The sequence below is a fragment of the Sphingomonas plantiphila genome (genome assembly GCF_046000505.1).
Taxonomy (GTDB): Bacteria; Pseudomonadota; Alphaproteobacteria; order Sphingomonadales; family Sphingomonadaceae; genus Sphingomonas; species Sphingomonas plantiphila.
On sequence record NZ_JBELQC010000002.1, the window covers coordinates 131,306 to 149,595 of the forward strand.

The 18,290-nt window shown below is 66.3% G+C and carries 4 protein-coding genes; all 4 read left to right on the forward strand.

Features of this window, described 5'->3' with window-relative positions; genetic code table 11:
* Positions 1–211 precede the first annotated feature (211 nt).
* The 4 genes from ABS767_RS12845 to ABS767_RS12860 are packed head-to-tail and all read left to right on the forward strand — an operon-like array spanning position 212 to position 18,219.
* Positions 212–3,679, forward strand: a complete 3,468-nt coding sequence (locus ABS767_RS12845) for a hypothetical protein (protein WP_408078953.1) — start codon at positions 212–214, stop codon at positions 3,677–3,679.
* Positions 3,666–5,021: a ComEC/Rec2 family competence protein gene (locus tag ABS767_RS12850; RefSeq protein ID WP_408078954.1), complete on the forward strand. Its 1,356-nt coding sequence runs from the start codon at positions 3,666–3,668 to the stop codon at positions 5,019–5,021. The genes ABS767_RS12845 and ABS767_RS12850 overlap by 14 nt, the downstream gene beginning before the upstream one ends.
* Complete coding sequence (locus ABS767_RS12855) at positions 5,021–17,272, forward strand: LysM peptidoglycan-binding domain-containing protein (protein ID WP_408078956.1); 12,252 nt, start codon at positions 5,021–5,023, stop codon at positions 17,270–17,272. Before ABS767_RS12850 ends, ABS767_RS12855 begins: the two co-directional genes overlap by 1 nt.
* Positions 17,269–18,219, forward strand: a complete 951-nt coding sequence (locus ABS767_RS12860) for a hypothetical protein (protein ID WP_408078958.1) — start codon at positions 17,269–17,271, stop codon at positions 18,217–18,219. The genes ABS767_RS12855 and ABS767_RS12860 overlap by 4 nt, the downstream gene beginning before the upstream one ends.
* Positions 18,220–18,290 lie beyond the last annotated feature (71 nt).

An 18,290-nucleotide genomic window follows, 5' to 3' on the forward strand; every position in this document is an offset into this window, starting at 1 on the left:
ATGACTGTTTGATCTTTAAGGGAATTTACGCGAGCTTCCAAAGCGTTGGGGGGATTCGCGATGCGGGGGCGATTATCCGGTAGTGCGAGCGGTCAAGCGGACTTGAGCCAAGTTCGCGGACTCGACCGCTTATGACGCCGCCCGTCTATGCGCGTCGCCATGCTTGCCCGCGAAGCCGTCTGCGGGAGAATTGCCGGGTGGAGTCGTGGCGATGACCGAATCGCGCTTTCGACGCCGCGGCACGATCTGGATGCTGGAGCCCTCAGACCGACCGGTGCTGTTTCGGGCCCCGGGCTTCGCACCCGACAGCGAGACCCTGTCGCTGACCGAAACGATGAAGGCGGAGAACGGCAGCTACGTGTTCCTGCCCGAGCCGGTCGAAACGGAGTTTGCGGCCGCGCTTGATCGCTTCCTCGGCGATGCGCATGCGGACTCCCCGCCGGTCTTTCTGTGGGTGGAGAATCCTCGCGACCCGGTCGAGCGATGGCGGACTCGACAATTCGATGTCGATCGCAGCGACTGGACCGTGGGCCCGGCAGGAGGCGCTGTCGAACTGGGCGGTTATGCGCTGGACGTGCGACCCGGTACGGCGCTTCGGCCGGACAACCTGGGGCAGGCGTTCACCTTTTCGCATGCTGCTCCGCCGGCAGTTGCACTGCGTACGCCCGCGGGGGGAGCGGCCGCGATCGATGCGGCGCTGGGTTTTGGTGCCGCCCCCGGTTGCTGGCGGTTCAAACTGGAGTTTCCTGCCGGTAGCGAAGCGTTTCGACAGCTGGGTTGCGGGTTGCGCTATTTTCGGCAGCATCCGCAGTCCGGTGCGGTGGAGACGATCGCGTTCCCGGTTCTGTCGGAGACGGCGGGGCAGCCGCTGAGGTTCGACGTGCAAATCGACCCGGTGCGGCTCGAGGATGTCGATCGGACGCACTTTGCCTTTTGCGACGCGCCGCTGTTCGACAGCACATTCCGCACACGCGAGGGCCGTGCAATCCGGCTCCGGCCCATGGGGGAGGGAGATCGCGCTGCGCGGCTCGCTTTTCATGTCGCGCCGGCGCAATTGGGCGGCGCCGGGCTTGGCGTCCTTCATCTCGCCCCTGCCGGGAGCTTTGCGGTGGAGCAAGACGGGCATGGCGGTGAGGTGATCCGCCTGATGTGCGGCGCATCGGGGCTCGAATATGTTGCGATGCCGGCCACTGGGGCAACGGTGACCTTCGTACCGGGACGCCCGGCATTTGCCGATCCGATCGATGGCCGCCTCACCATGCAGGCGACGACGCCGTGGATTCAGGCGGACGGGGACTATTTTGCGCAGCCGGAGCAGGCCGCGCTCTTCGCTCCTGCGCCCCCGGGCGAGTCGCCGCTATTGTCTTTGCTGGAGTTCAAGGTTGCGGCGCTGCCCGATCGGGCAGAAGCCGCGCTGCCGATGGTCCCGCTGTCCGGGGCCGCCGCAGCCGATGTCGGGCAGGGCCGCGACTTCGAGGCCGCCATCCTCGCGCCGGCCCGCCGTGCTGCAATCGCCGCGCTGACGAACCACGGGGCGGACGGCGCGCTTGCGGCCGCGTTGCCGGGTGGCGCGGCGGGCGTGGCGATCACGCCGCAGGGGCTGGGCGTCGCAATCGGCGCCGACGGCGGTTGGGACTGGATCGGCTTTGGCCATACCGGCCCCGCGGATGCGGCGGTGGCATCGTTGCGTTTCACCAAGGCGCGCGGACGGCTGCGTCAGGCCTTTCAGGCATCCGAGCTGTTCATGGTCTTGGGCGACCCGGCCGAGTTCGCAACCTCAGGGGCGGTGCCCTATCGCCTCACCGCTGCCGACATCGCGCGGCTGCGGGACGATCCCGCGACGCAGGTCTGGGACGCGGCGATCCTCGACCGGCTTGCCGCCTATCTTCAGGATCGCGGATTTCCTGCCTTTGCCGACCGGCCTGCGTTCGACGCCGCCATCAGCGCCGCCGGCGCGGTCACCACTGCCCAGCAGCGTGACGTGCTGGCCCGCGATGCAGGCCAGCTTTGCGTGACGATCGGCGAATGGACCTTCCGCTTTTCTCCCGAGTGCTGGGCGCCACCCGAAGGAAGCGGTCGTGCCCCCTGCTACCTCGTCGTCAAATACGCCAAGGGGCTGTCCATCGCGCAACTGGCGAGCGACCCGGCCGGATGGACCTGGCCCGAAGTCGCCTCACCGACCGGCGCTGCCACTGCAGCGCGCGATATCGCGCGCCAGATCGCCGATGCTCGCCGCGCGGTCGACCGCGGCGACCTCAACTATGCCGACTTCGTCCGGATCGTGGACGACCCTGATTGGTCGGGTGTCCTGGTGCTCTCTGCGGAACTGTCTTTGACGGGACCGGCCGATGACATGGCCGCGCTGCGTGCCGGCCTCGACGACGGACGTTTCGCCGCCCATCATCTCGGCTTCGCAGCCAGTCAGATTCGGTTCGAGGGAGGTCAGCCGCGCTTCTCCTCGACGCCGCTGTTCGGACTGATCGACTATCGCGGCGCCGAGGATCTCTATTTCGCTGCCGACACCGATTATGCGTTTCGGGTCTCACAGCTCACCGTCCGCATCGAAAACTCGGCGATCGTCAGCCGGTTCTGCGCCGCCGAACTTACCCTCAATCGTCTGTTCGGAAGCAATTGCGTGGTCAGAGCCGCGGATCGCGGCGCCAACATCTTGCTGGTGGGCAGCTTTCAGGAGCAACGTTCGGCGACCGGCGTGGCGGGCGGGCGCTTCGTCTTTGCCAATCGCGACCGCTATCTGATCGAGCTTCCCCAGGGCGGCGCGATCGAGAGCGTGGAGCTCGACTCAGTACAGCTCGTCGCCAGCGGCGCCCAGGCAAGCTTCCAGATGGCGGGACGCCTGCGCTTCTACTGGCCGGGCGCGTTCGACCCGTTCTGCTTCGGCCCCTATTACACGATCGCCGAAGTGCCCGAGCTGCGTGACGGCAGCCTGCGTTTTGCCAATCTGGCGCTGGACATGCGGGCAAGCGATGCGGGCAAGCCGATATTCTCGCTGCGCGACGAGGCGCTGACCCTGGATTTGCCCGGCAGCGTCGCGCGGGAGGATTCGCTCGTGTCGCGCTTTCCCGTGCGGCTGCAGCGGCTGATCACGAGCCCGCCACCAGCCACCACGGATGCCGCGTCGGCCACGCCCGCGTCGCTGGGCTATGTCAACATCAGCGCACCGATCGATCAACAGCAGCTGGACTCACAATGGTACGGCCTTGTCTATCGCATCGAGTTGGGCAGTCTTGGGGCGCTCGCCAACAGCGCGCCGCTGGCGATGGACATTCTTGTCGCATGGTCCCCGGCGGAACGCGACGTGATCCCGCCGGTGTATCTGGGGATCAAGCTGCCCGGCGCGGATTCGCGTCTGGGAGCAGCGCTCCCCCTGCAAGGATTGATGACGCTTGGCTTCAAGAGCATCGAATTCCTGGTGCATGATCCGGGCAACGCGGTGAACAACTACACGCTCTGCCTGCGCAACTTCGCGGTGCGGTTGCTGGGCCTGTCGTTCCCGCCTGGTCGCAACAATATCTACCTGTTCGGGAACCCTGATCAGACCGGGGAACAGGCGGTCGGCTGGTACGCCGCCTACGTGGCCGACGACGTTTCGGCCGAACGGCTGGAGAACGTGCCTCTGCTCGGACGAACACTGGTGGGAGACGACGATGGCGGACGATAAGAAGATCGAGGCGCTCCGCGTGTTCGTGCTCGCCTGCGGGCAGGCAAACACCAACTGGATCGAATATTATGCCGACAAGACCAGCAAGGTGCCGACGGCGACAGCGATCTTCGACCTGGGAAAGTCCGGAAAGTCGAACGATGGCGACGATCAAGCGGTCAAATGGATCCTGGCGCGCATCGCTGGCTTCTACGATCTGGCGAAGGCGGATAGGGTCATCACCCACACGATAGAGTTCGTGGCCTTCTCGCACGCCGATGAGGATCATTGGGGAAGATGCGAGGATCTGTATACGCTTCCCCGGCCGGCCAAGCTCAAGATCGAGGTGAATAGCGTATATCGAGGCGGCATGGCCTGGAAGAGCGGGGCGAAAGCGGCCGTTCGCAAGCTAGCCGACGCAATGAAGCCCAGCGATGCCAAAATTCTGAAGGTCATCGAGAAATACCGGTCAGACCTCAAGAGCGATGGTACCCCGCTCCATCCATTCAGCGAAAAATGCCTTTGCCGCGTCGTTATCGCGAATGCCGATCCCGTGAAGCTGGCGACAAAGCCCTTGTACCCCAGCAAGGCCAACGCTTCCTCGATGGTCCTTGTCTTCGAGATGAACGGCAAGAGCATCATGCTGACCGGTGATGCGACTTGGGTGACGATGCACGGGATCAATGCACTGTACGGCGCCGGCGTCGGCCCAGCGGACTGCTATGCCATGACGCTCCCGCATCATGGCGCCATTAACACGTCGCGCAATCCGACGAATAAAAAGGAGACCGACGACACCTGGATATTCAAGAAGTTTGCCAAGAATGTCGCACCGAAGCGTATCGTGGCGAGCGCAGGGTACAACAACACGCATAAGCACCCGCAGATCAAGGCGATGGAATTGTTCGAGACGGGTCTTACCACCAAGTCCGTCGACCATAACAATATCGTCTACAATGGCGGCGACCCCGTCAGCCAGCAGCGCGACGTCCATTCCTGGACCACCATGGGGGACAACAGCAAACCGGTAACCGCCGACAGCACCAAATCGGATGCTGGAATCACCTATTTGATCCCTGATGCAGAGGTGGCCGCAATCGTCGATGACGATGACGACCTGGTGCTCGGCAGGCAGCGGCTTCTGGGTGCCAAGCGCAAACGCGGCGGCGCGAGCTGGGGCGGTACCAGCAAGAAGAAGAAAAAGAAGCGGACCGCGGAACCGGTCGTCCGTACGCCGCTTCCCGACAATTTTCGACATAACAATATCGAGTATCTTCTGACGAGTGCCGGTCGGGCATCCGTGCGTATTTTCCCTGCCGGCGTGACCGATGACGCTCAGGCAATACCGGTGGAGCAGGAGTGATGGCGGTCGCCGACATCCGGGCCGCGCTGGACCAGGTCCGTGGGCTCGGTGCCGTTACTCCCGCCACGCCGAATTGGGGCCGCTACGCGACGGCGCTGGCGCTGGCTGAACTGAATGTGGGAGCCGGCGCACCCGGGGAGGACAGTGCGACCGCCTGGCTGCAATGGTCCCAAAGCTTTCAGGCGCAGCTGTGGACCTTTCGCCTCACCGGTCGTTCCATTGGAGAGGAGGGGGGCGCCGAGTTCGCGCTCGCGGTGACGCCGCCCGGTGGCACGGCGGAGACGCCGATCAGCACGCTGTTTCCTGGACTGCCGCCATCGCTGTCGAGCCCGCAAGACGCCAACGCGCAGGGGGGCGGCCTCATGGTCCAGCCCAGTGAGGTTGGCCTGCTCAAGGTTACGAGCGCCCGCATCGTTGTCGCGGTGCATGTCGCAGGTGGCGGTCTCACCGCGCGGTTCGAAGCGCGTCTGGTCATCGCCGGATCACGACTGGAGCGCTATGCGGCGTTTCTCGGCTCTGCGCCACTCCCGCTGACCGGTACGCTCGAGTTCGAAGGGCGTGCGAACCTTCCGCCGCTGCTCAATCTGACGGCCGCTGCAACCGCGATGCTCGACATTGCGGCGCTGCGGATCGGGCCGGTCGGACTGTTGCTGTGCACAGACACGATCGAACCGGATGTCGAGAGCGGCAGCCCAAGCTACGCATCGACGATTTTCCTGTATGCCGATGCGACCCTGGCCGGCGTTCCGGATCGCGTGCGTTTCACCGCTCAATTGCTCGCCGGGGATTTCGCCTGGCAGCTGGAGGCCGGATTCGAGAAAACGCTGACGGTATCTCGCGCGCTGAACATTCTCAGCGCACTGCTGCCGCATGAGCAACCGACGGGTTTCACGCTCCCCGACGGACTGCAGCCGCTCGACCAGTTCGGGCTGGATCATCTCGAGATCGACATCACGCCTCCGGCCATCGGACAGGCGCCGCGCATATTGCGGGTCGGCGGCCAGCTGGTCTCGACCAGCGAATGGGATTTGCCGGTCCCCTATGTGAAATTGAAGCAGGTCGGGGTCGAATTCAGCTACGTTCCCGGGCTCGGGTTTCCGGTCGGTACGGTCTGGGGACAGCTGCAGCTGGGCGAAAAGCGTGGTGCAGGCGATCTGCCTTCGGCGACACCCGTCGCGAGCATTACCACCTCCGTCGCGTTCCCGGACATGACCTTGCGGGGCGAACTAGACGCCCCGCTCGCCTTGCCGATCGCGAACTATCTGAAGCTCTATTTCCCCGAACCGATCGCCTCGCTCGGGGCCGACCTGAAGGTGGAGACGCTGGAAGTCGCGGCACGCATTCCCGAACGATCCTTCATGGCGGATGCGGCGGTAAGCGGTGTGTGGAAGATCGACGCGGACATCGTCGTGTTCAGCCTCGATCGGATGACGTTTCGGATCAATGCGGATCAGGATGGCGTGGCAGGCGAACTGAGCGCCGTCACGACCGTCGAGCCCAAAACGGAGGGCGCTGGGAAGCTCGCGCTGCTCACCAGCGCCGCCTATCCGGGCGATGGCAGCTGGGAATTTGACACGCGTCTCCTCCAGCCGCTCGACCTCAAGGACATGGTGAAAACATTCACCGGCTGGTCGAGGACATGGTTTCCTGAAGCGCGCGTGACGGATTTTTCCGCATTTTACAGCACCGCTCCGGGGAAGCCCTTCGCCGTCGACGCGACGCTGGCGATGTTCGTCGAGCAAAGACTGCTCGATACCGACATTCGTGTGCTGTTCCACGCGTGGATCCAGCGGCGCGCGACCGGTCCGGCCCCGGCCGGCGGGGGTGCCGTCCCGACCGTGCTGGAAGGCGGCCTCGAATTCACCACCCACATCAACGAGTTCGCGGTAGGCGGCGCCTTGTCCTTCGCTGACCGGGAGAAGACCTGGGCGTTCATGATCGGGTGGAAAGGCGCCCAGCTCACCGCGACGGTCAAATATATCGGTACGGGCGACGATCGCCACCAGGTGCTCGCGGTGCGCATGGGCGGCATGACGCTGGGGTCGATCGTCGAGTATTTCGTGGGCCTGGCCAATCCCAACGCGAACTTCCGGCTGGCCCCGCCCTGGGACTTTCTCAACGGGATCGATCTCGACAGGTTCGAGCTTCAGCTCGACCGACGGAACAGCACGATCCGGCTGACCTATGACGTGCACGTCGACGCCGGCTTTGCTGCGGTGCGCAAGGTCGGGATCGTCTACGATCGCGCGCAAGGGCAGGGCTCGGTCCGCCTGCTCGTCGAAGGGCAAGTCCTGGGGCAGGACTATGCGGGCGCAGACGCACTCGAATGGGATGCGGTCAAGGACGATCCGCCGGCGCTGCCCGGCAAGGGACAGGCGCTGTTCGATCTGCGCTATTTCGGCATCGGTCAGCGGATCGCTCTGGCTCAGCCGGAGGTGAGGTTCACCAGCATCGCGGAGTCGGTGAACCTGCTCGGGCGGAACATGGCCGAGCCGACGGAACCCGCCTCGGGGCTTCCGGTCAGCGATACCAGCGGGATTCGGTTCGATGCGTCCCGGCAATGGCTGTTCGGGCTCGACTGTACGATCATGGATACGGTCGCGCTCAAGCTGATCCTGCGCGATCCGGATCTCTACGGCATCCAGGTCGGTCTGGGAGGCGCGCGCGCTGGCAGCCTCGCCGGTTTGAGCTTCGACCTATATTATCGCAAGGTCACCGCCGAGGTGGGGGTGTTCCACGCACAGTTGCAAGTGCCCGACGCGTTCCGCCAGCTGCAGCTCGGGGCAGCATCTTTTACGCTCGGCACGATCGCGGTCGACGTCTTCACCAACGGTAATTTCAAGGTCGATCTTGGATTTCCGCACAATCGGGACTTCAGCAACAGCTTCGCGCTCGAAATCACCTATTTCAACGGTCAGGGCGGCATTTATCTCGGCCTGCTCGATGGGGCGACCTCGGATCGCATTCCCCGGATCACCAACGGGACCTTCTCGCCCGTTCTGGAGCTTGGCGTCGGCCTCTCGATCGGCGCGGGGCGCACCTTTCGCAAGGGGCCGCTCAATGCGACGCTGACGCTGAACGTCGTCGGCATTCTCGAGGGGGTGCTGGGATGGTTCAACCCGACCGATCGCAGCCAGGCGCCTGCGCTCTATTATTGGGCGCGCGGTACTGTCGGGATCGTCGGAACGCTGCAGGGCAAGGTCGATTTCTCGGTCGTCAGTGTGCTGGTCACGCTGGAAATCGGCGCCTATGCGACGCTGACGCTGGAAGCGTTCGCACCCACCAACGTGACCGTCGAAGTCGAAGCGAGAGCGGAGGCTTCGGTCAAGGTCTGGTTCGTCCGCCTGCATTTCACCTACGACATCAAACTGAGCGCGAGCTTCGAACTGGCGAGCGGCGGGCAAGCGCCATGGCGCCTCGCCGCGGGACAGAGCGACCGCACCCGCTTACGCCTCATGAGCGATGCGCACGTCCCGGCGCGCCGCCGGGGCGAGACGCTGGCAGCGATCGGGCGCGCGACTGTGGCGCGCGGAGGCGCGGCGAGAAACGGGGTGGTCGACGCCGATGGCGGTTGGTGGCTCGATTTCGACATCGACCGGGGCGTCTTTCCGGACGGGGCGCAGCACGCCGTCAAGATGATGATCACCCCGGCCCTGACCGTCGCGGACGTTCCGATCGAATGGGGCGCGGCGCCGTTGGCGAACGCGTCGGATGAAGAGGGCCGGGCTTTCTTCGCGGCGTTGGGCGACGCTCAACCGAAACGACGTGTCGTGTTCCTGCTGACGGCCGAGACTGCGGTACCGCCGGATGCGCGAACGCTCGCCGATACGCATCTCCAGAGCGTTGCGGCCAGCGCACAGGCCAATACGCCCGAGGAAACCCCGTTCGCCGTGCTGAGCGAAGCCGTATTCCGCTGGGTCCTGGCCGCTGCGGGCTATCTCGCGGAGAACGTCGAAGATCCAGCTCCGCTCGTCCCGCTCGGCGCGCTGATCGAGATCGTCGAGCAACTGGCGCTTCCGCAGGCGATCGCTCAGGGGTTCAGCCTATACTCGATCGATCGGTTCCTGTCGCACAATCTGCACCTGTTCGTCGGCGCCGCCCCGCCGGAAGAAAGCCTCAACCAATCGGTGGTGCCCTTCGCGCTGCCACCCCAACTTGTCTGGACGTGGCACGATCCGGCTCATGAAGCCGAAGGCGCACATACCCGCGACTTCAGCACGTTCCGCCCGATCGATCAGGCCTATCAGGATGCCGTGCGGCACTATTTCGATCGACTAGACCCGCGTGAGGCGAGCGCGCGTGCCGCCGATCGGCGACCTCGCAGCGACAACGGGCCGGTCGAAACCTTCGCCAGCATGGTGTTCCGCGACTATTTCCTGCTCCTCGCCAAGGCGACGACGCAGGCACTGCGCGACCATCTCGCGGCATATCCGATCAGCTTCACCAAGGAGGACACGCTTCGTAAGGTCGCGCTCCGCTTTCCGCGGCAACCCGCGGCATGGACCGGAGTGGAAGGTGCGACGTTCGAGACGATCGCTGCCCATTTCGGCATCTCCGTGTCTGAGTTGCGCGCGCTCAATCCCCACCTCGCCGTGCCGGCGGCGGGCGAGCGCGTCATGCTCGAACTCGGCATGTCGGTGCAGGCCGTCGCGGAAAGCGCGGCGGGGTGGCCGGTAACGCCGGGCAAGGAGGTCGCTCTTCCCGATTTCGTGGCGGAAGTGCGCGCGGGCGATACGCTCGCGAGCCTGGCCGCGCGCTTCAATATCACCGATACGAAGCCCTGGTTCGAAAGCGCCCTTGCGACGACGCCGCATTTGCTTCGCCCGGGGGCGGCGATCGCGATGAGCGAATTCACCTATCCCGAGCCGCTGGAGCTCGAGCCCCGAACCGCCGCCGCCGCGCTGTATGTCCGGCTCGGTCACCGGCCCGAGGCGCACCTTACGGAGCGTGTCGCCTGGTATGCAGGCGCGATCGTCGCGCTTAATCCCAAGATGACCGATCTCGCCGCGGAGGAGTCGATTCTGGTTCCGCGCCACTTCGACGATCTTGAGAAGCCGGAATTCTGGCCGGTGCTCGCCGGTGATACGATCGAGGGGATCGCCGCCGCGCTGTGCTTCACCTACGACCGGGTGCACGGTTCTGCCTTCGACGCGTGGCACCTCGAATTCTACCAGCTGAATTCGGCGGGTACATATTCGGTTCTGCCGCGGGATACGGTTGCGGTCGTGGCGCCCGGCGATACGCTCGCCACGCTTGCCGAGCGGCTGTTGCTCGACCGCGTGAGCGCGGCGTTCCGGGGCCTGGTCTCGTCCGGCGACATTCTCCAGCCGCTGGCGGCCGTGCCGGTCCGCGGGGCAAAGTTCATCACGACCGAAGGCACGCTCCTCGACAATGCACAATCGGCCGGCCTGCCGCTCGAAGCGTTTGCCCTGTGCGCGGAAAAGATCGAGGGGTTGCTTGAGGTGCGCACCGATCGCACATTGCACCTTCACGACGTGCCCGTGCTCGATCTGGAGACGCTAGTCGGGCGTCTGCACCAGCCGAGCGTGGCAGCCAGCGTCGCGGGCCAGATCTCCCGGTTCATGCTCCACGGCCTGCGTCTTCCGGCGCCTCCCGACGGCGACAACGCCGCAGGTGAGATGACCGCGCTGTTCGACCTGATCGGGCAGCAGATCGCGGGACCGGAACCGTCCGAAGGTGGCCCCGATGCGATCCGTCTCAACCTCAAGGTCAGTTCGAATCTGGAATTGCCATGGCTGACGTTTGCCGTGAACCGGGTTCTGGGCGAGGGTGAACGGATCGACACGTTCGAAGCCGGAATCGACGGGTCCGCTACCGCCCTTAACAAGGGCCTCGCGTCCAGCGCGCGCGCCGACGGAACGTTGCCGCCCGGCATGATCGTCACGACGGATCTGGCCGGCGCCATCGAGTTGAAATTGCGCGAGGAGCACCTGCGGGCCTATCCGGCCACCACGCTTCGCCCGCTTCTGGCTGGACCGGGTCTGCGCGCGCTTCCGGCGTATCGCGAGCTGCCGGTGCGTTATCCGGTCACGCACATGATCCGCTGGCGCGCCGTCAATCCGCCTCGCTTTGCCGTGACGCCCCCGGCTCTCGCGCACCCCTCGCTGTGGCTGCTGTCCGACGACCTGCGTGCGACAGCGCGCGACGGAGCGACGGGCTATGGCTTCGACTTGCTCCAGGCCGGGGCGAACGCTTCGGTTCCCGCCGTGCCGGTCGCCAGCTGGAGCTGGGCCACCGCCATCGACGTCGTGGTGCAGCGCATTCCCGGCGCCGCCGACACGCTCGAGCTGATCGGGGCCGATCCCGACGATCGCCAGCGACTGGCGCAGCTGCTGGTCCACCTCGGTCAGATCGAGACGGACGAAGGCGGCATCAAGCCGTCATCGGATATGCCGATCCTCGACCTCGCCTGGTCGCTCTCGCCCGGCGCGGGCATGACCAACGGTCTGACGAGCGAGGCATTCGACCGCGACGCCAGCTTCCTCATCAAGGCCAATCTGTCGACGGAAACGCGCAGCGGCCGCACCGAGGCGATCGCCGACGCGGCGGAGGCACGGGATCATTTCGCCTCGCTCGCCAGCGATCAGGTTGCGCACTTCCTGACGCTCGTCTGGGAGTGCAGCGTGGTCGGGGGAGGCGGCTATTGGTTGCGCCTGGAGCGCCCGGGCGGCGCTGCGCTGCTGCCGGAGGCCGCATTCGACCAGCACGGCCGCGCGACGCTGACGTTGATCGTGCAACTTGATTCGCAGACCAAGGCGAAGGATGCCGATCGTACACTGCATTCTTTCAGCAACGCCGCCATCGTTGGCGATGCAGTCGATCCGGGCTCCGCGATGCTCTATGCCGTCGCCGACGCAGCGGGTCCGACGCAGCGCCAGGCCACACTCGGCCCGGGAGAAGTCGGCTTCGGGCTGGACCTGAAGCGCCCCGACGAGGAGCGTGCGGCAAGCGCCGACGATCGCACGCGTCAGCTCTACAGCATTACCGGCTATAGCCTTGTCGAGGACGCGCAGGGGCGCGAAGGGCAGCCCCTGGCGCCGCAGCTCGCGCGCGCGGACGACGGGACACCGGACAGTGACCGGTGGTCGATGATCCGCACCATCCCGATCCACCGCTTCCGCAGATCGAAGCTTCCGGATGTGCCGGGCTTCCCTCCCGCCGCGAGCGACCCCTATGCGGGGATTGCCCGGGACGCCGAGCCGGCAGAGATCGCGATATGGTTCAACGACCTGTTCGGAAACCGGACCGCGGCTGGGGCGCAGCACACGCTTCGCTTGCCGCTGCGCTACCGCGATCCGCTGGCCGGGCCCGGGAGCTGGCCGGCGACGACATTGACGTACGAGGTGCTGGGCGGCGCAGGGGATCCGGCGCGGCTGGTTGCGCGCGCGACGTTCCAACCGGCCGACCTCCAGCCGTCCGCCGGTCAGGCGGCGCAAGGGGTAGCGGCGTTCGCCGGACGTCAGGCGGAACAGTTCGGTCAGCTGTGGTACCAAGTTGCCCAGCCGGAGATAAAGGCGACGCTGCACACCACGCTGATGGTTGCAGCCGACGGGAAGCCCCAGCCGCTGGCGACCGGGATCGCCCCGCTGCGCAATTATCTCGCGGCTAGCTATCTCTACGCACGCGCCTGTGCGGCGGGGACGGATGTGCGGGTGCCCGCAACGTCGGGAGCGCCGTGCACGCCCGCTTCGCTGCGCACGCGCTTCGGCACCGACGCGGACGCACTCGCCTCGGCCAATGCCGGGGTGCGTGTCGAAGACATATTCCAGCAGGCGACGGTGCAGGTGCCCGAATTTGCCGTTGCCGACGGAAAGTCGACGATGCGCGCGCTGGCGCCGGCAGGCTGCGATCCGGAAGTCATGATCGCAGACCCGAGCAACCTTGCCTTGCCGCTGCGCGAAAAGGCCGTGCTCGCGACCGACAAGCGTTGGGTGCCCATTCCGGTGCCGGGTGCTGCCGACGCGCCGGTTCCGTCGCTTGCGCAACTGCTCGACGGGTTTCACACGACGCTCGAGGATCTCGCCAAGCACAACGCCAACGTCGTGGTATTCGCGGCGGGCGCGCGGCTCAACTATAACGACTTCATCGTGACGATCCCGCTGAGCGGCGACGACAGCATTCCGACGCTGGAGCAGGTGCGTGCCGCCTTTGTCGCGAAAAAGGCGTCACCGACCCTTTTGCAGATCCTGCAGGCAAATGCCGATGTCCCCGGTATTCTGCGCGCCGGCGCATCCTTGGCGACCTGCTGCTATCGCGTCGGGACGGGCGAAACGCTGGCGAGCATCGCCGCGTCCATCAGGCAACCCGAGCTGCATAAACGGAATATCGACACGGCCGGCATGTTCGCGCCCGGGGCGCCGATCCTGTTGCGGGTTCGCAGCATTGCGGGCGCGGGCAGGACGCTCGAGCGGCTTGCGTTCGAGCATGGCGTCCCGGCGACCGACATCTTCCTGTTCAACGCGGATGCGCCGCTGCGTGATGGCGGCGCGGCGCTCCCCGGACGCGCCGCCTGGCCCGCCGATCTTCGCCTGCCATGCACCATCCGTGCGGGCGACACGCTTGCGGCGATCGCCTCGCGGACGTCAGCCCCGGACGCGCTCTCGATCGTGCGCCTCAATGCTCGGCTTCCGGGCATTCTGAGGGCAGGTCTTTCGCTATCGCTCGGCGGCGTGGAGACGCAAGTCGAGGCCGATGAAAGCTTCGAGGCGTTCGCGGCGCGGGCAGGCGGGACCATCGACGCGCTGGCGGCAAAGATCGCATATGATAGCAGTACCTTGACGGCAGGTGCGCTGATCATCGTCCCGCCGGCCCGAACGCCCGCGATGGGCGATTGGACGCCGGCCGCGATCGCTGAACCATGGGGCGTCAACCCCGCGAGCTGGATGGCGGCCAATGCGGCCATGCCGGGTCTCCTGCTCGCCGGTGCGACGATCCGTGCCGAGGTCGGAGACGCCATCGAGACCGTCGCGCCGGACGATAGTTTCGCTGCCCTGCTCGGACGGTTCAAGGCACGCGGGATCGATGTCACGGTCGAAGCGCTGCTGCGCGCCAATGCTTCGGTGGGGTTCATTCGCGCAGATGCGCTGTACCTGATCCCGCCGGCCGACGCCCTGCTCGAGGCTGAGCTGGGTACCGGCGCCGTGCTTCCCGATCGCGCGATATTCCCGGTTCGCGCCGCGTTGAGGATCGAGCGCCCGATCGATCTCTGCGCAGCAAACGCGCCGGAGGGGCCCGATCCGATCGCGACGGTCGAAACGCCGCTGTCTCCGCTTCGCCTCGCGGCGGATCCGGATGCGGCGGAACAGGGCACGGCTTCGCTGCGGCCCTTCATCGCGCGGCTCGAAAAAGCCCTGCCCAATCTGCGGATCGCCACGGGGCGCACCGAAGCGGAGCCGGCTACGGAGCTCTGGGCGCTCAGCAACGCTGGCGGTGGTCTCGAAATGGTTGACGTGCGTCCGCGCTGCGACGTTCCGGGCCTAGGGGCTTCCCAGCCCCGCAGCTACGCGCTGCGACCGCTCGATACGACGCTGAAGGATCGGGCGCAGGTGTCCGTGCGTGCGCTCAAGCCGGATGGCACGCTGGAGGAGGCTCAGCCGCGGGACTATCACGCCATCGATCTCGATCTTTGGGCGACGTCCTTCCTCGCCGATGTGGAGCGGCTGCTGGCGCACGACATGGCGACCGCAGCCTATCGCGTCGAACCCGACGCACTCGACGCGATCATCGATACCAAACGGCGGCTGGCTCAGGCGATTCCGAAGGGGCTTTCGCCGATTCTGGCGGGTATCGACTGCCCGGACGACGCCATTGCCGCCGGTCGCAAGGCGCTTCGCCAGATGCTGCTTGGGTCGTTGAGCGATGGCTATGCCGCCGCCGCGTTGATCCAGTTCGACAGCGAGGTCGCCGCCCCATGGGACAATAGGGCGACCGCACCTCGGCTCGTCGGAACGCTCGAACAGGCGGCGGCGGGGGGAGTGGCGGTCAATCTCACCGATCCCAAGCTGGTGCTTGCCGCCGGGCACGGCTATGTGACGTCGGTTCTCACCGTGCCGGAGTTGCATCGTCAGGAGCAAATCGCGCTGCAGCTGCGCTACCCGGCGACCGAGCTGGAGTTCAACCGGCGCAAGCGGCTGGCGATCCCAGGTTCCGAACCCGACGACTGGTATGCGAGTTCCGACTGGGTCGGCTTCAACGACCCGTATGTGGATTTCGATCTCGGCACAGCCATCGTCCCGTTACCGCTTCGCGTGCATCCCCAGGCGCCGACGCTGTTGGACCAGTCAACCCGCGTTCCGCCTCCCGATGGCCTCGCCGATGTGGGCCGATGGAATTACGTCGTCCGCTTCGCCCACCAAACCGCCGAGCAGGACCGCATCGCGCTGAAAGTCACCTTCAACAGCGGCGGGGCAGCACCATCGATGGCCGCAAATGAGGTCGATCGGCTGTTCGACGCGCTCGCTTGCTATACCGAAGCGGCGGCGGCCCTCCGGTCAGCACTTGCCGGGCTGACGCAAATGCCCACCGCCAACACGCCCATCCTCGCTGCCGCGCTGCGCAGCTTCGCGGAGCTTGCCGGAGCGGTGGCGGATGCGTGGGAGGTGCATTGGGCGGGGAGGGAGTCCGGCGGCGCGGCTGCCTTCGAGTTGCCGCGCACCGACATGTCGGAACAGACGCATAGCTGGTTTGTCACGCTGCAGAGCGCGCACGGCAATTGGCACACACTCACGCTGGTGGCGCAATCGAATCCCGGCGACGACGATTGGCCGGAGATCGAATGCAGGCTGGACGACCGGACGACGTTGCTCGCCCCCGGAGAAATTGCCAGCGATACGCGCATCTACAGCTTTCCCGAGCCGGTCGCGGCGCACGTCGCTCTGGAATGGTGCTTCACCTTCGGGAATCTGCGCGTAACCCAGGTGCGCGACGCGACCGCCGGTTTCGCGGTGGATCGCAACAGCAAGCTGATCGAGAGCGCGAAGGCCGAGACGGCGGCGGGCTTTGTGTATCGGACACCCTTTGTCGCGTTTGCCGCGCCGGTTCGTCCCGAGCAGGTTGTCGAGAAGCGACTGATGCTCGACAGTTGGGCCCAGCGCCCGCTTGTCGGGCTGTTCACAGGTCTCCTCGGCTCGCTCGATACGCGCCGGACCGTCGCGTTCGCCGCCAGCTACGGCTTTGCCCTGAGCGCGGGTGACGCGCCGATCGAGACGATGATCCCGGTGCTGCTGCTCCCCGCGACCGTCGTGACACCCGAGCTGCCCGAGCAGATACGCACCGCGCTCGACGCATGGCTTGAGGCAAATTGTCCCGCGCGGGCGCGCGCCTTCTGGCGGTTCTCGGTTACGTTGTTCTCGGATTCGGAGACCGGCAAGCCGCAACCGCTCGTCGAGTTGCGCGATGTCCGGTCGGCCCTCTCCGGGCAGGGCGACGCGCCCGTGATCCGCGACTTGCGCTATCAGGACGGGGCTTTGGAGGTGCAATGGGCTTCGGTGCCCGGCGCCGAGCGGTTCGAAGCGGTGTTCGATCGGCCGGACGCGCCTGGCCAGCCTCCCGTGCCGGGCGTCGTCGTGCAGGACGGCGACGGCTGGCGCGCGCAGGGCGTGGGCTCCTTTGCCGATGGAGATTGCTGGCGGGCGCGGGTCCGCGGGGTCAGCGGTGCCGGTGCCGGGCCGTGGAGTGCGGATGACGACGCAGCGCGGCTGACCATCGCCAACCTGTCCCCGCCGGATGCGACGGTGCTGATCGACGCGGAAACCCATGCGCTGACCATCGAGGTCGGTACGGCGGATCCACGCGACATGACCGAGCTGGCGGTCACCGATGCCAGCGGTAGTGCGTGCGCGCACCAGCTGTTCGCGGGAGCCCGTATTACTCTCGACATCGCGACGATCGCGGCTCCGGTTCGCATCCGGCTCCGCAGCGTGCGCGATCGGTCCAGCGGTCATTGGGTCGAGACCCCATTGCTGCCGACCACCGGCGTGCAGGCGCCGCCCGATGTCACGGCCGTGATCGAAGGCGAGCAGGTACGGATCAGCTTTTCCCGATCTGACGCGGCGACGGCCTATGAGGCGGAGATCCTCGATGCCGCAGGCTCTTCGCTAAGCCCTCCGCTTGTGATCCGGGGTCAGGGTTCGCCGCTCACGCTGGACGCTGCCCGGCTCCCTGAGGGCGACAGCTGGCAAGTGCGCGTGCGGGCGCTGCTCGCCTCCTCTGAGCCGGAGCAATCGGCATGACCAATCCCGACCAGGATATCGATCGTTGGACCGTGCGCGGTCGCTGGGCCGCCCCGGTGCCGTTCACGCGCCCGCTGCCGCCAACGCCGCGCAGCCCGCTCATCGGCATCTTCGACACCGAGATCGGCTATGGCGGTCGCATCGTGCCCGAGAACCATCAGATCTGGGTCTTCGCCGACGGCTGCCGGGTCATGGGCGTCCCGGTGCAGCGCCCGGACTGGAAGGGCCGCACGCTCAGCTTCACGCAGCAGAGCGATGCTACGCGCGCGGGCAAGCCATGGGCGGGGTCGATCACGTTCGGCGAAAGCGACTTCGCCGGCTGGTGCCAGTTTCCCGGCGAGGGGCCGGTCGACTGGCGCGGACGCCTGCTCTATCCCGAACCGCCCGTCGGGGAATGGCCGATGGAGGTTCTGGAGGGCGATCGCTGGATGCTCCAGCCGCACCCCCTCCGCATCGCGCCCGGCACGATCGCGATCGGCGAGGCATCGATCGCAGAGCCTTTCTTCCGCGCGGGCGGGTTCAGCTTCGATCGTCAACCCGGCGCGACATCGGGAGGCGTGCCGTCCAGCGGAACATTGCAACAGGCCGGCACGGGGTGGGAGGGCACGTGCAGCTTCCCGGGCGAGCCGTCGCGCTCGTGGCGGAGCCGCGCGCCGTCTCCGCCCTACGGGCTCTACCGCACCTCGATCGGAATCGGCGGACGATGGTATGACGAGCACCATCCGGTCGAGATCAGCGGCAGCGGTGTGAGGATCGCCGGAGTCCCCGTGACCGGCGCGACGCTGGACCTGACCAGCTTGGCGTTCACCAACCAGGCCGATGCCACGCGGGCCGGAAAGCCCTGGGCAGGCAGGCTCCGCTTCGATGGCACCAACTGCAGCGGATGGTGTCAATTCCCGGGCGAGGGCCCAGTGGACTGGCGCGGCGTCCTCGTCGAAGCGCGCTAGCCAGCGGTAGGGTAACGGTCGGTCGCGGTCCGAGCGTTTCGCGTCGGCCACCGGAACTGGCTCGGTGCGCA

Coding starts and splice junctions, on each gene's coding strand:
- ABS767_RS12845 (WP_408078953.1), top strand. CDS start 212: ATGACCGAATCGCGCTTTCGACGCCGCGGCACGATCTGGATGCTGGAG.
- ABS767_RS12850 (WP_408078954.1), top strand. CDS start 3,666: ATGGCGGACGATAAGAAGATCGAGGCGCTCCGCGTGTTCGTGCTCGCC.
- ABS767_RS12855 (WP_408078956.1), top strand. CDS start 5,021: ATGGCGGTCGCCGACATCCGGGCCGCGCTGGACCAGGTCCGTGGGCTC.
- ABS767_RS12860 (WP_408078958.1), top strand. CDS start 17,269: ATGACCAATCCCGACCAGGATATCGATCGTTGGACCGTGCGCGGTCGC.